Consider the following 15191-nt stretch of genomic DNA (forward strand, 5'->3'; position numbering starts at 1 on the left):
TTGTTTACCCTATGGTAAGTGTTGTGCACTCCACTCTGCCATCGCATTTGTGTTTGCACCCGTTGCTTTGTACAGCAACGTTGCTGTTGCACGGATTAATTAGCACCCATCGTGCCAGAAATGTAAGCCATTAAAATTTATGAACATTTACACTATTGAGGTAAGAGAAAAGTGAGAATGAATTCGTTTTGGTGCACCAAAACAGGGGGGGGGTTCAACCTTGGTGCGCGAAAGCAGATACCAAGGTTGAACAAATATGGCCAATGACTAAAGCCGTCTGATTGTGTCGCTAATTTTCTAGAGGCGTTTAGTAAATTGCCCGATAGCGTTTACCACTTCATTGGCACCGCTTTGGATTTCGCTCATTGCTTTGCCTGACTGCGTTGAATACTCTAAGGCTTCGCGCGCTTTTTCCTGACCCGCTTCAATTAACTGAACTGCATTTTCTGTTAACTTTCTGTTTTCTACGACGACGTTTACGATTTCTTCAGTTGCGCTACTGGTTCGCGACGCTAGCTGCCTGACTTCATCGGCAACCACCGCGAAACCACGCCCTTGATCGCCTGCACGTGCAGCTTCAATAGCAGCGTTAAGCGCCAATAAATTAGTTTGATCGGCAATTCCGCTAATACTTTTAACCAAGTCCGCAACTTTTTGGGATTGCTCATCTAGGTCCTTAATACCTTCACTCGCATTGCCCATCTGTTTCGTTAATTCGTTCATCGCCTTAACCGTAGAATCGAGCACTTGATTTCCCTTACGAGCTTGCTCTCCAGTTTCTTGCGAAATGTTGAATGCAACGTTGGCGGCTTCAGAAATGGCGAACTCCCGCTTCATTTGCTCTGTAATTACCGTTGCGAATTTCACTACTTTATAAAGCTGACCATCTTCGTTTCTGATGGGGTTATATGACGCTTCTAGCCACACGTCATTCCCTCGGCTATCAATGCGTTTGTAGCGTCCAGATTCTAACTGTCCTTGCGCTAGCCCACGCCAAAAATGTTTATATTCTTCCGAGTTCGCCTCTTGCTCTGTGCAAAAGATCCTGTGATGCTTCCCAACTAGTTGCTCCAGCTTGTACCCCAAACCTTTCAAAAAGTTTTCGTTGGCTTTTATGATGGTGCCATCAAGGTTAAATTCAATAACAGCAGAAGAGCGATGAAGCGCGGCAATCATATCTCTAAGCTCATTACTGTAAGAAATATTGCGCGTTTGCTCTGCCATATAGAAAGAAATACACTTCACATTTCCATAGGCGTCGTCTATGGGCTGTATGATTCCTCTTACCCAAATCTCATGACCTTTTGCATTGTTGAATCTAACTGCGCCATGCCAATGACGATGATTTTTAATAGCGCCTAGCATATCTTGAACGTCCGATTTTTTGAGCGATTTCGGATCCATCAAGCTTTCAAGAGACTTCCCTTCTAGCTCTGAAATCTTAAATCCTGTTGCTTGAGTATATAGATCATTAATTGCACTTATACGTCCGTCTGCATTCAACTCAATGTACAACATTTCTTCACGAAGCTCTTCCTTAACCGTTTCATGTGCCGCCATTTCCTTTTCCAAACGTTGGTTTTCGGCTATCAACTCTTTATTTTTGAAAAACATCCTGCGCTCCTAATGAACTTCGTTTCACGCATTATTTATCAGCCGACTTAGCTCATAACGAAGCCACCCTGACAAAATAGGCACTGGCGTATCACACTGAAATACGGTTAGTTGTCTGAAACGATAAGCTAGTATTTATTGGTTTTGATTAAAGATAGCAGAGGAAGTGAAGTTTATTGATGTTTCACACAAATAAAACTAAATTTTTTTGTTCAATAAAGATTAAAGATAGCCCAGTTTGGGCATTGACATAAACGCGCTACTTTTTGCTATACAAAAATACTCATGGCAGCGATGAAAGCACGCAACGATTCCGGCCGCCCGTTTTGGCGTCGTACAAAGCTCTGTCAGCGGTATTAAGGATCGAAGTTAACGTCCAGTTGTGGTGATTAACGAAATTGACCGTTGCAACGCCCAAACTTGCGGTAATTACGGGTGAAACTGTGCTCTTGCTGTGCTCTATCCCTAATGATTCTATCGCATCTCGAATCTCTTCAGCTTTCACCTTCGCGCCTTTCTCATCGATATTAGGCAAAATCGCTACGAACTCCTCACCACCGTATCGAGCACAAAAATCAGTATTACGGGTAATAACTTCATTAAGCCCAATAGCGACGGCTTTCAGGCATTCATCCCCTTTAGGGTGACCATAATTGTCATTGTAAAGTTTGAAACTATCGACATCCAAGATAATCACCGTCAACGGCCATTCATACCGTTTTGACATTGCTATTACCTTTTCCATTTCCATTTCAAACGCCCGTCGGTTTGGGATGTTAGTGAGCGGATCGCTAAGTGACAAACGAATCAATTCGGTTTCTTGGCTCTTCACTCTCTCAAAATACAGTGCAAAGGTTTTAGCCAGGCGAGATATCTCGTCACTGCCTTCGAAGCTTGCTACCTCGTCACTATTTTTTTCAACCAAATTGGTTAAAGCAATTAAACGCAGAATAATACGTTTGTAGATGAAGAAGATGATGGCGCAACAAATAATCATCACAATTAATGAGAGTGCCAATGACAGGGTTATTTGTTTGGACACGGCCTGGTTGGCAGACAATGCGTAAGAAGAGGTGTCTTTTGTGATTGAAGATGCCCTAAACTCAATATTTGACGCGACTTCTTCAGCCAAGTGCTCAACAAAACTGCCTCGCCCTCTTGAACGTCCACGAATACGCATAACATTAGCTTGTTTATCAATCATGCCCCATTTACCTAATACCCCCTCCTCTAGCGCTCTTACCAGTTCGCTGCTGCGCTTGTCTAGCGATGTCGCCTCACGCAAGGAAGCGATGCTTTCTTCAATACTGTCCTCTAACTTGCGTAACTCATGCAGTTGGAACTGCTGATTTATTTGGGCAATTTGTAATATCAGAGGAACCAGCGTTTGAGAAGATTGAATACCCACATACTGCGATTTATTGTCTTCGAAAATATTGTTCAAGTAAGTAAAGAGTACTTCCCTTTCCACCCGCACTTCTTTTTCAACATCAATTCGCTGACGCACTAATGCGTTTAGTTCTTCTATTTCTAATGTAAGTACATTCAGTTGCGTCGCTAAGTACTTGTCTCCCTTCTCAAGTTTCAAATTGGAGGAATCCAGGCGCTCTATCGTTTCATCTAACTGAGTTTTGACAATACGCCGAGACGATTGGCTCTCAGACGATGTTAATCGCGCAGTAAGTGAAATTAAGTGCTGAACTTCACGCGTAATTTCAGTAGCTTGGCTAAGAGTGGGGATAGAAGACGAGGTGATATCGTCAAGCACTTTTCGCACGTCATTTAAACGCAGCAGCGACAACACCAGTATCAAAAGAAAAAATCCCATCACACTGCATTGTGCAATGATAAACAGATACAAGGTCTTTTTCTTATGCTGCATCTGATCAACCGCCTTTTGCCATATTTATTATGCGGTTATCAGTTTTAGGCTTTATATCGTATTGGTTGACGATGGCCTGCATAACAAGGTCTGATATTTGAGGGGGACGTGTGCTTAAGGGCGGACGCTTTTCGGCATTCTTTAATGCATAGAAACCGTCTCCGCCATTGGCCAGAAAGTTACTTGTAGCCAGTGAATAGGTTTTCGATTTATCGATTCGCTTTCCATTAATGGTGACATTTTTTACTCGTTGAAAAACTTTCGCTGAAGGGTCGAAACTATAAGACATACCCGATACATGAGGAAAACCACCTTTTAAATTTTGATATTGCGAAAGCCCCTCTTCCAGAGCTTGAATCAACTGAGCGCCAGTTATATCTAAAGCTACTACATGCGCGCGAAACGGCATTTCGGTGACAATATCTTGCCGAGTAATTGGTGCACCTGCCGTATATTGTTTGTTGCCTCGGATACTGCCTCCGTTTATCAAGGCAATTTCAGTATTGGCATAGCGTTTAATGGTATCCGCGACAAAGTTTACAAAAGGATTCTCTTCACTTCTCACTTCTTTGCGCGCGGTCGAAACGGCAATCTTCCATTCGCCAATTTGGATATTTAACAACCGCTTTAGGCGCGCTTCATACTCAATGAGTTGCTCGTTTAACTCAGCATCAGCCTCTATATCTTCTAACGGCTGTTCGGTATACGACGTTGCTTGCCACCCAGCACTTTTAACGAAACTAGCAACGACAGCGGTTCCCTGCTGTGTCAGTACCATACTATTAGGATGACGCGTAGTTTCGAGCATATTTTTCTCGTCCAAGCGACTGTCTGTTATAAAAGCGACATCAATAATGCGTTTGTTCAGCATGGTATTAATAAAAGGGAACGGGTAGGAATAGTGAAGCAAAATAATATCTGCGCCTTGCTGTCGCAATCTTTTAGACTCCTCCATGATGGCTTTTTGAGGAGGCGTTATAGTAATATCAGATAATTGGTACTCTTCTATCACTCTCTCATGTAAAACTGATATAACACCAAGAGTTAATTCTTCTTTTTCTACAATCACAGAAGTGTGCAGGCCATCAGGGGAACGCCCCACTCGGTTGTCTATTACGTTGCTGGCTACCAATGGAAAGGCTGCTTCATAAGAACGAAGAGATAATTCATCCTCATAGAAACTAAATTCTCTCTTTGTGACCCCCATCACATCTGGCTCAAGGGAATTGAGAATATCAATAATGTGGGAGCCACGGTCAAACGAGGATAGCGCGCTCGGCCCAATCGAGCCACCGCCGAAAATGAAGAAGACAGTTTCACTAATTTGCCGCTGTTGTTTTACGAGGGTTTGAAGATTAGCGTAACGCCCTGTGCGTGCGTCGCTAATATTAGGCATATCTGCGGTTAGTACGAAAGTTACGCTAGAGGTTGTGACCTGTTCTCGATTTTCAGATACAGCATAACCTGCTCGAAATATGAGCGACAGGCTAGCTAAAAATACGAGCCATTGCGTGATTCGCATAACACCACTTAAGGAAAACTTGTTATTACTATTAACAAGTATAGCAACGATTAAGTCAATGCGACGATTGGCTATTTTTCCTTAAAAAGAAGGGCTTTATATCAAGCAATATAGATAATTGCCCGCTCGGAAAACGCAGGTGACCTTAAAATGGCGTTGCGCTTTTATCGCGCTGTGCCCAAAGCTGCCTTGCCTGCGATAGGGCATCTGCGACATCACACTTTTGTAGCAGCACTAAATAGCTGGCAAGTGTACTCAAAACGGCTTGTTCACCGTAAAGGCTACTCGCGTTACCCGCCCACACATCAAGCATGTCGTTAACGTTCATGTCTTTATCTTTAAGCGCCCATTTGTCAGCAACCACCGGCATTATTACTTCTTCGGTCTCACCATTTCTGGTAATAAATAGCTCAGTTTCCCGTTCACCATTAACTTCAGGATCTCCGCCATCACCACGAAAACAAAGCGCATCTATAGATGGATAATTTTCATTAACGCGGCAGTGTTTGTGGTCAAGATGCATATGGTAAACGCCCTGTACGCAAAATTGTGCAGCGGTGGGATTCAACAACCTTGCGAGGGTGTTAGCGCATGAACGCAGGCCAAATACCTCACGAAGCTTAATAATTGTGTCGAGCGCAGGCAGCAAATAAGACAAATCAAGGTAAGTCACCCCTTTATCCGTTAACTGCTGTTTGGCATCTTCAATACTGCTAACTTCAGACAGGCCCAATTGGGGTAACGCTATACTTGCATAAAGGCGTCCCGAACCCGGTTCATGCGCACCGTGAAGCATAACCGAGTAACCATTGTTGGCTAGAACCGCTACGGCCAATAAGTACCACGGTAACTGGCGACGCTTTCCCGCGTAGCAGCCAATATCTAACGTGGGGGTGAGGTTTTTAACTTCTGGCTCTATCAGCTCTCTGCATGCATCGACAAAGCCAATAACTTCTTCTGGTGTTTCTTCACGGGTACGCAGCAACATAAGAAATGCGCCGCGTTGATCGCCTGTCACTTCATTGGCCAATACCATTTTCATGGCATGATAAGCCTCATCACGGGTAAGGCTACGCCCCCCTTTTTGACCTTTTCCAATAATTTTTATGTATTCACTAAATGGTTGCTGCATGCTTGGATGAATGTAATAGAAGAGTATTTACCTGTTGACGAGACTCTACCACCTTTCCAAATATAAGTAACGTAGGCCCCGTTAAATTTGCTGCTTCTACCTTGCTATGAATATCGGCAAGCACGCCAGTAATCACGCGCTGTTCAGGCGAAGTGGCATTTTCAATTGCCGCTACTGGCCATGTGGTTGGCACGTTGTGATGAATCAAGCCTTTGTATAGCCCTTCAAGTCGGCTTAGCCCCATATAAACCACCATGGTTTGCTTCAATACATTTTGCGCCATGGGTGCCATCTCTGGCCATTGATCCACGTCCTTAAAATGTGCGGTCATAAAACTCACCGACTGAGCACAACGCCTGTCGGTTAAAGGGATCCCCGTATAGGCTGACACACCCGATGCTGCCGTAATACCAGGAACAATAGCAAAAGGAATGTTGGCTTTTGTGAGTGCATCGGTTTCTTCGCAGGTTCTTGCAAATAGGGCTGGGTCACCGCCTTTTAACCGTACGACAGTGTGACCGTTGCTTGCCAATTCAACCACTCGCTTGCATATAGCGTCTTGGGTAAAGCTATGCTTTTTGCAGCGTTTCCCTACATATTCTTTCACCACTTTAGAGGGAATTAGCGCGAGAATATCTTCGCTGACTAAAGCATCGAACAGCACGACATCGGCTTGTTGCAGAAGACGAAACGCTTTTAACGTAAGTAACTCGGCATCACCAGGGCCAGCACCGACGATGAACACCTGCCCTTGTTTATGACCTTCAGTTTGCCTGTTTGCTAACTTCAACCACTTGCCAAAGTATGAATGCTTAGCTGGAGCTTTTGGATTATCGGAGCGCTGGCGCGTCGTCACGGTCGTGACCGAGGTAGAAATAGCATCGCGATAAAAGAGGTTTAACAAAGGTTTCTGCGGTTTAAATAAGGTGCGCAAAAACGGTAACGACCAACTAGATGCAATTGACATGATTTAACGCTCCTAAACAGATTGAATTTCAATGACTAAATGCTTGTCTATCAGCTGAGACAAGGCGGGCTTGCACGAGCCACAATTCGTACCACACTTTAATGCTTCACCAAGCTCTGCCACCGAACTACAGCCTTCTTCGATGGCATGTGTAATGGTTTTTTCGCGCACTTCAAAGCAGCTACAAACTACATCACCATTTAAAAATGCGTCGTCTACTTGGCCACGTATTAAATTGCGCTGTATGTCTGTAGAAATAGATGTGTTGAGAAGACTGGCAAGCCATTCGTTAGGTACTGACCATGTGCTTTTTGAATGTGGCGCTGCCTGCGCTGTTGTATGTGCAGTTGCTGGTGCCCTTTCACCCTTTTCTGGCTCATCGCCCAAAAACGCCGCGAAACAAAGAGTATCATCGACAAGCGCAAGGCATACTGAGTATGTATGATGATGAAACTGCAATAGCACCGCGTTTTGCGGCAGCAGAGGTATCAACCCTTGGGTAAAATCCCGACGACCTTTGTTCGAAGCAACATTCAATACTGATAATGCTGCATCCGAGTTATTTAAAGGTGAAGACGCCTCTGTGCTTTCAAGCGGTGTCGTATTCCAGTAATCACACGCATGCTTTAGTGCGTCTTCACTAAACGGATTAAGTTTTGAATTATGTGCTGATTGGTTTACTGATGAAACAAAGAGCTTGCCGTAGGTAGCGAAATGAGCAGGCGCGATAGCTACCGCCGCGTGTTTTAACTCTGGCTGCCCTGAAATAGGGTCTACCGCGCTGGCGTAAAGTGCGCCTAGTTTACTGTGCGAACCCCATTGCGCCGACCAGTGAATGGGAATGAATACTTCCCCTTTGCGCATATCCGTATCCGCTTTAACCGGATAAATAACAGGGGCGTCTTTACACACTGCACTTGAAAGAGAAACGAGGCTTCCATCTTCAACGCCCAATTCAGCAGCGTCTTTAGGGTTGATATGCACGCAAGCACTTGGCATATGAGCCAGTAACTTTGCCGCTTTACCCGTGCGTGTCATAGTATGCCACTGATCTCGCGCTCGGCCGCTGTTCACAACAAAAGGATAAGCGTCTGATGTTACCTGCAGTGGCGCTCTGTAAGTTACGGGAATAAGTTTCGCTTTGCCACTAGGGGTTGAAAACCGTTTATCTTCAAAAGGACGTTTACTGGTAAGGCGAGGGTTAGGGTTAGATTTAGAATTAGAACTGGCCGTATTCTCAGCTTTTATAACTGTGTGAAAAGGCCACTGCAAAGGCGATAGCCCATTGTACTGAGCTTCACTTAACGCTTGTAAAGGTGACAGGTCTAATTGTCGCTTACCGTTATTTTGATAGCCGGTTAGCCCAGCGTATTCGCAGAATATTTGTGACGGATGGGTAAAATTAAATGCCTCGCCAAAGCCCATTTTACCCGCCACTTCGCATAGTATTTGCCAATCGTGTTTTGCACTACCTGGTGGGGGCAATATACCGCGCTGACGTGAAATACGGCGCTCTGAGTTTGTTACCGTGCCGTCTTTTTCCGACCACCCCGTGGCAGGAAGAGCAATGTGCGCGTAGTTAAGCGTATCGTTAGACTCAACAATATCAGACACCACCACCATGTCACACTTTGAAAGTGCGCGCTCAACTTGACCGCGATTTGGCATACTGACAACAGGGCTAGTCCCCATTATCCAAACGAACTTTACCTTTCCACTCTCAATTGCATTAAACAAATCAACTGCTTTAAGCCCCTGCCCTTTAGGCATGACGGGTGCATTCCAATAGGTTTTAACAGCGCTGATATGATCAGGGTTTTCAAGGTCCATATGAGCAGCTAGCATATTGGCTAACCCACCGACTTCACGCCCTCCCATGGCATTTGGCTGGCCAGTAATTGAAAACGGACCACAACCGTCTTTAGCAATTAAATCCATTGCTAAATGACAGTTGATAATGGCTTGGGCTTTATCCACACCAGCAGAAGACTGGTTCACGCCCATAGAATAAAAAGTAACTACGCTAGAGGCTTCACAAAAGGCATCAAAGAAGGCCTTAATGCTGTTAATGTCCAGGTCGCATACTTCAGCAACGTCATCTAACGTTAAGGCATTTGCACTTTTGAGCGTTTCTTCAAGTCCCTCGGCATAGGTCTCAACGGCGGATTTGTCTATTCGACCTTGTGCGTTTGCATAGCTGAGTAAACCGTTAAATAGCGCTACGTCGCTACCCGGTTTTATAGGAAGGTGTAAATCGGCAATGGTACAGGTTTCGGTTTTGCGTGGGTCAACAACAATGACCTTCATATTCGGATTTTTCAGCTTTGCTCGCTGAATGCGTTGAAAAAGCACTGGGTGCGCCCACGCCGTATTACTCCCGGTGATCACCAGTAAATCTGTACATTCCAAATCGGTGTAATCGCAAGGCACCACATCTTCACCGAACGCACGCTTGTACGCGGCAACGGCTGATGACATACATAGGCGTGAATTCGTATCGATATTGGCACTGCCGATGAAACCTTTCATAAGCTTATTGGCAATGTAATAGTCTTCGGTGAGAAGCTGACCTGATACATAAAAAGCAACGGCATCCGCGCCATACTGCGCAATGGTAGAGGTGATCTTATCCGCAATCACATCGGTGGCCGTGTCCCAATCCACCGATTGACCTGCCATGGTTGGGTGAAGCAAACGTCCGTTTACGTCGTTTGTTTCAAGCAGGTTTGTTCCTTTAACACACAATCTTCCATAATTGGCGGGATGCTCTGGCGTGCCTTTAACAGTGTCCAGGGTTATGGCACGCGGGCTTACGTTGCAACTGATATCTACACCACACCCTACGCCGCAGTATGGGCATGTTGTTTGTCTTAATTGTTCAGACATCATGTCGGGTTGTCGTGTAGGCATATTCATTTCATTACCTTTTTCGGTTTAACAGCTTTTGAATGCATTTTGCTAAAAGGCTTTTTTCATGTGGGCGTTCAAATAAAGGCAGTTTGCTTAAACGCCGACGAAAACCTTTTCGCCCTCTACCTTCACAGCGTAAGCCGTGACGGAAACATCGTCGTGTTCTTTACACAGCCCGGTTTCTAAAAAGTAATGCTCTTTGTATAGAGGCGAAGCAACAACAGGCGCACCGCCTATCGACCCTAGAAGCCCGCGATAGAGTACGTTTGCTTTACCAATAGGGTCGTAGTTACTAATGGCGAAAACCTGGGTTTCGCCGTTTATCTTCAAACTGAAAATTGCCACTTGCTGTGAGTCGACAAGGGCGCAAACCCCACTGTTTGTCACTAAGTCGTTCGTCTCACAAATATAGTGCCATTGCACTTGCTGTGGTTCTGACGCCATTACATTTTGCGCTGCTGACATAATTTGATTCTCCTAACAGGGTTGATAAGCCAGTGGCTATACCATAGAGACAGGAATGAACTGATTTTTACCTGCTACTTTTTCAGCTTCAGTAGCTGGGCGAACCTGGCCTCGCTCTGAAACAAACTGAATATTGGTGTCGCTAGCATTGCTGTTTACGAATTGACGGAAACGCTTGCGCGACTCAGGGTTTTCAATGGTGGTTTTCCATTCGCACTGATAAGCATCAACCACAGCATCCATCTGTGCTTCAAGCTCACTATTAATGCCAAGAGCATCGTTTATCACAACGTCTTGCAAGTAAGCTAACCCACCTTCTAAGTTGTCCATCCACACCGATGTGCGCTGTAGGCGATCAGCCGTTTTCACATAAAACATCAGCACGCGGTCGATGTACTTTATAAGGGTTTCGGTATCTAGATCGGTGGCAAACAGGTCTGCATGTCGAGGCTTCATGCCGCCATTCCCGCAAACATACAGGTTCCAGCCTTGCTCGGTAGCAATAACACCAATGTCTTTACTTTGGGCTTCTGCGCACTCACGGGTACACCCCGAAACGGCAAATTTAATTTTGTGCGGTGCACGTAAGCCTTTGTAACGATTCTCTAAATCAATGGCAGTGCCAACAGAATCCTGAACACCGTAGCGACACCAGGTGCTGCCCACACACGATTTCACAGTACGCAATGCCTTCGCGTAAGCATGGCCGGTTTCAAAACCGCCAGCGACGAGTTTTTCCCAGATATCCGGTAAGTGCTCTACGCGCGCTCCAAATAAATCAATGCGCTGACCACCTGTGATCTTGGTGTACAAGTTGTATTCTTTTGCCACTTCACCTAGCAGAATCAACTTCTCTGGCGTTATTTCGCCACCAGGTACACGCGGTACAACGGAATACGTGCCATCTTTTTGCATGTTGCCAAGGTAGATATCGTTGGTGTCTTGTAGAGGAAGATGTGAAGCCTTAAGAATGTAGTCGTTATACACCGAGGCTAAAATTGAGCCGACAGCGGGCTTACAAATTTCACACCCTAGACCTTCACCATGCTGCTCTAGTAGCTCGTCAAAGGTGCGAATGCCGTTTACCTTAACAATGTGAAATAGCTCTTGTCGGGTATGGTTGAAGTGCTCACAAATGGCTTTTGATACTTCCACACCGCGCTTTTCAAGTTCGCTATCCACAACATTTTTAAGTAAGGCAGCACAACCTCCACACCCTGTGCTGGCTTTGGTTTCGCCTTTTACATCGCCAACGCTACAACAGCCGCCTTCAATGGCTGAAACAATATCGCCCTTTGTCACATTTAGGCATGAACAAATAGACGCGGTGTCTGGCAGTGCATCGGCACCTAGTGCTGGTGCCGCATCAGATGATGGTAGGATCAGACTTTCTGGGTGTTCAGGTAATTCGATATTATTAAGCGCATACTGTAGGAGCGTGTCGTAGTCGCTGGTATCGCCAACGAGTACAGCACCAAGCACGTACTTTTGCTCGCTATCTACCACCAGCTTTTTGTACACGCCTTCTGGCTGATTTAAATAGGTGTAGCTAAGCGCACCGGCTGTGCGTTCATGAGCTTCGCCAATTGAGCCCACTTCCACACCCATTAGCTTGAGTTTGGTACTCATATCTGCGCCAGCGAATTCGGCATCGCCGCCGGTTATATGACTTACAGCCGTGCGCGCCATGGTATAGCCAGGTGCTACCAGGCCAAAGATTTTGTTATCCCACAGCGCACATTCACCCACAGCGTAAATGTTTGGGTCAGACGTCACGCAGTGGTTATCAATGACAATACCGCCGCGCTCACCCAGTGTTAGCGCTGACTTTCTGCCGAGCTGGTCGGAAGGTCGAATACCGGCAGAGAATAAAATCATGTCAGTTTCTAGTGCAGTGCCGTCAGCAAACACCATTTTATAGCGGCAGGTATCACCGGCCTCAATAGTTTGCGTTGCCTTTTGGGTGTGAACCGTAACGCCCAATGCTTCAATTTTGTCCTTAAGAACGTTACCACCTGCTTGGTCTAACTGTACCGCCATAAGCTGCGGGGCAAACTCAACCACGTGGGTGTCGAGACCGGCTTGCTTTAATGCGTTAGCGGCTTCTAAACCCAACAGCCCACCACCAACAACAACCCCTACTTTGCTCACCGCTGCTGAAGCTTCAATAGCGAGTAGATCGTCTATAGTACGGTACACCAAGCAATGCTCTTGATCGTTGCCAGGGATGGGTGGCACAAATGGGTATGAGCCCGTAGCTAACACAAGCTTATCGTAGCTAAACACCTGCCCTTCAGAAGTCGTCACTTTATTATTGTCACGGTCTATATCGGTAACCAAGGCATTGGTAACTACGTTTACGCCCCACTCGGCGTACTGAGCGGGTGTAGTGAGCGCTAAGTCATCAGCACTCGCGCCGCTAAAAAAAGACGACAGATAAACGCGGTCGTACGCAAGGCGTGACTCGCCGCATAAAACGGTTATTTCTACATTGGCATCGCTTTGGTGAAGCTGCTCAACAAAATGATGCCCCACCATGCCGTTGCCTACGACGACAATTTGCGGTTTTGAGTCCAATGAAGTCATGGTATTCCCCTTTTTTCGGGACAAAAAAAAGCCCGCTTCAACTTTCGTTGATGCGGGCTTCGTTGCCTATTTTGCCAACGGTTTAGGTCGGCTAACACATTTTACGGAGTGTTATAAATCACACAATTTTCAGCGATTGACACAAATCACCAAAACACACTTTACGTTTATAGCTATCCAAGTTCAGTGCCAAAACCGTAAATAATTGTTTTTATTTGATTTACTACAAAATAAGCATTATTCAGACTTCACAACTGCACCAAACAAACGCAAAACTGTGTTTACTTGGTGCATTAAGGCTATCAAATAACTTAGGCCAGCTTATCCGTCGCTACGCGGTAGCGAGGGTCTTCAACCACGTTAATTTCAACAAACTTATCGGCCTTGCGAAGCAGTGAGCGACATTCATCACTGATATGGCGAATGTGTAGCTTTTTACCCTGCTCTTCGTATTTGTCAGCAAGGGTATCTAGCGCATCGATACCTGATGAATCCCAAATGCGAGAGTCTTTAAAGTCAATAACTACATCATTAGGGTCGTTGGCGATATCAAACAGGTCTTTGAAATGCGATACCGAGCCAAAGAACAGCGGGCCGTCTAGCTCATAGACTTTCCAACCGTCGTTATCGATATGGGATCTCGCTTCAATATGACGAGCGTGTTTCCATGCAAACACCAGTGCTGAAACGATAACACCCACCACAACCGCAATAGCCAGATCAGCGATAACGGTAACGCCTGTTACTAGGAAAAGTACGAACGCATCTTCTTTGTTTACGCCGCGAATAATTCTGAATGACGCCCACTCAAATGTAGCGATAACCACCACGAACATAACGCCAACAAGGGCAGCGAGAGGAATCATTTCAATTAGCGGAGCAGCAAATAGAATAAAGCCTAATAATACAACCGCCGCGGTGATACCAGACAAGCGGCCACGGCCACCAGAGTTAATATTAATCATACTTTGACCAATCATGGCGCAACCGCCCATACCGCCAAAGAAACCGTTTACGGTATTTGCAACGCCTTGGCCAACGCACTCTTTGTTGCCGCGCCCGCGGGTATCTGTCATTTCGTCAATTAATGAAAGAGTAAGAAGCGACTCAATTAGACCAACCAAGCAAAGAATGACTGAGGTAGGCAAAATGATCATGAAGGTTTCCCAGGTGAACGGCACCATAGGAATAGCAAAGCTAGGAAGTTCACCCGCTAGCGTCGCGGTGTCGCGCTGGTCAGCTGGTAGCAAATCGCGAACAAAGTCGATTACAGTGCGCGCTTCAAGGTCAAGACCGTGTACTAACAAGGTTACCGTAACAATCGCTACAAGCGACGCCGGTACAGCTTTGGTTAGCTTTGGCAATAAATAGATAATGGCCATGGTTAGCGCCACAAGCCCTAACATCCAATATAACAGCGTACCTTCCATCCACTGTAATTCACCGGCTGCGTTGGTCACTTTGAACTGGCCTAATTGCGCCAAGAAAATAACAATTGCCAAACCATTTACGAAGCCTAGCATTACCGGATATGGGACCAGACGTATAAACTTTCCGAGCTTGAAAATACCGCACATTATTTGCAGTAAACCAGCCAAAATAACCGCGGCAAATAAATACTGCACGCCGTGTTGGGCAACCAGTGCCACCATTACAACGGCCATGGCGCCGGTAGCACCAGAAATCATTCCTGGTCGGCCACCAATAGCGGAAGTGATTAAGCCCATCATGAAAGCCGCATAAAGACCAATCATTGGTTCTACGCCGGCCACAAATGCGAATGCAACGGCTTCAGGGACCAAGGCAAGCGCCACGGTAATACCTGATAGCACGTCGTTTTTAACGTTGCTGTCTTTACTGGTAATTAAATCGAACATGTTCTCTCAGAAGCTAAGATGTTAAACACAACAACCCACCATGGCGTACACCGCGTTAAAGCAGAACACCAAGTAGGTAGGAGATTTTTTCGGCGATTCTATCACCATTGTAGCGCAAAATCTTTTAATAGATTGTTACTAGGGCCTGTATATGGTCTCCCCCATTATTGCAAGAGTAAACATGCTGTTTTGACTAAAATGGTTTGCGTCCGTATATCCGGCTTCTCGTTGAAGTA

9 protein-coding genes are annotated in these 15191 nt (G+C 45.7%); all 9 read right to left on the minus strand.

Translation table 11 applies throughout. From position 1 onward, the window contains the following. Window positions 1-297: 297 nt before the first annotated feature. The 9 genes from MHM99_RS07495 to MHM99_RS07535 all read right to left on the minus strand — a co-directional run bounded on the left by MHM99_RS07495 (window position 298) and on the right by MHM99_RS07535 (window position 14955). Complete coding sequence (locus MHM99_RS07495; RefSeq protein WP_239218766.1) at window positions 298-1614, minus strand: methyl-accepting chemotaxis protein; 1317 nt, start codon at window positions 1612-1614, stop codon at window positions 298-300. 283 nt (window positions 1615-1897) lie between these two features. Beyond that, complete coding sequence (locus MHM99_RS07500) at window positions 1898-3496, minus strand: GGDEF domain-containing protein (RefSeq protein WP_239218768.1); 1599 nt, start codon at window positions 3494-3496, stop codon at window positions 1898-1900. Between the two features lie 4 nt (window positions 3497-3500). Further along, entirely contained in the window at window positions 3501-5018 is a 1518-nt protein-coding gene (locus MHM99_RS07505) for a 5'-nucleotidase C-terminal domain-containing protein (RefSeq protein ID WP_239218770.1), read from the minus strand. A 145-nt stretch (window positions 5019-5163) separates the two neighbouring features. Beyond that, entirely contained in the window at window positions 5164-6150 is a 987-nt protein-coding gene (locus tag MHM99_RS07510) for a glycosyl transferase family protein (RefSeq protein ID WP_202941193.1), read from the minus strand. After that, complete coding sequence (cobA, locus tag MHM99_RS07515) at window positions 6134-7117, minus strand: uroporphyrinogen-III C-methyltransferase (RefSeq protein ID WP_187446209.1); 984 nt, start codon at window positions 7115-7117, stop codon at window positions 6134-6136. The genes MHM99_RS07510 and cobA overlap by 17 nt, the downstream gene beginning before the upstream one ends. A 12-nt stretch (window positions 7118-7129) precedes the next feature. Next, window positions 7130-10033, minus strand: coding sequence for a nitrate reductase (locus MHM99_RS07520; protein WP_239218772.1), 2904 nt, complete (start codon window positions 10031-10033; stop codon window positions 7130-7132). Window positions 10034-10120: 87 nt separating this feature from the next. Further along, a complete protein-coding gene (gene nirD, locus MHM99_RS07525) occupies window positions 10121-10492 on the minus strand; it encodes a nitrite reductase small subunit NirD (protein WP_187446211.1) in 372 nt (123 codons plus the stop codon). Window positions 10493-10528: 36 nt separating this feature from the next. Then, entirely contained in the window at window positions 10529-13078 is a 2550-nt protein-coding gene (nirB, locus tag MHM99_RS07530; RefSeq protein ID WP_239218774.1) for a nitrite reductase large subunit NirB, read from the minus strand. A 311-nt stretch (window positions 13079-13389) separates the two neighbouring features. After that, window positions 13390-14955 carry a SulP family inorganic anion transporter gene (locus MHM99_RS07535; RefSeq protein ID WP_014978293.1) on the minus strand — a complete coding sequence of 522 codons (1566 nt, stop codon included), beginning with the start codon at window positions 14953-14955 and terminating at the stop codon, window positions 13390-13392. Window positions 14956-15191 lie beyond the last annotated feature (236 nt).

The sequence above is a fragment of the Alteromonas sp. MmMcT2-2 genome (assembly GCF_022348305.1).
GTDB classification, from domain to species: domain Bacteria; phylum Pseudomonadota; class Gammaproteobacteria; order Enterobacterales; family Alteromonadaceae; genus Alteromonas; species Alteromonas macleodii.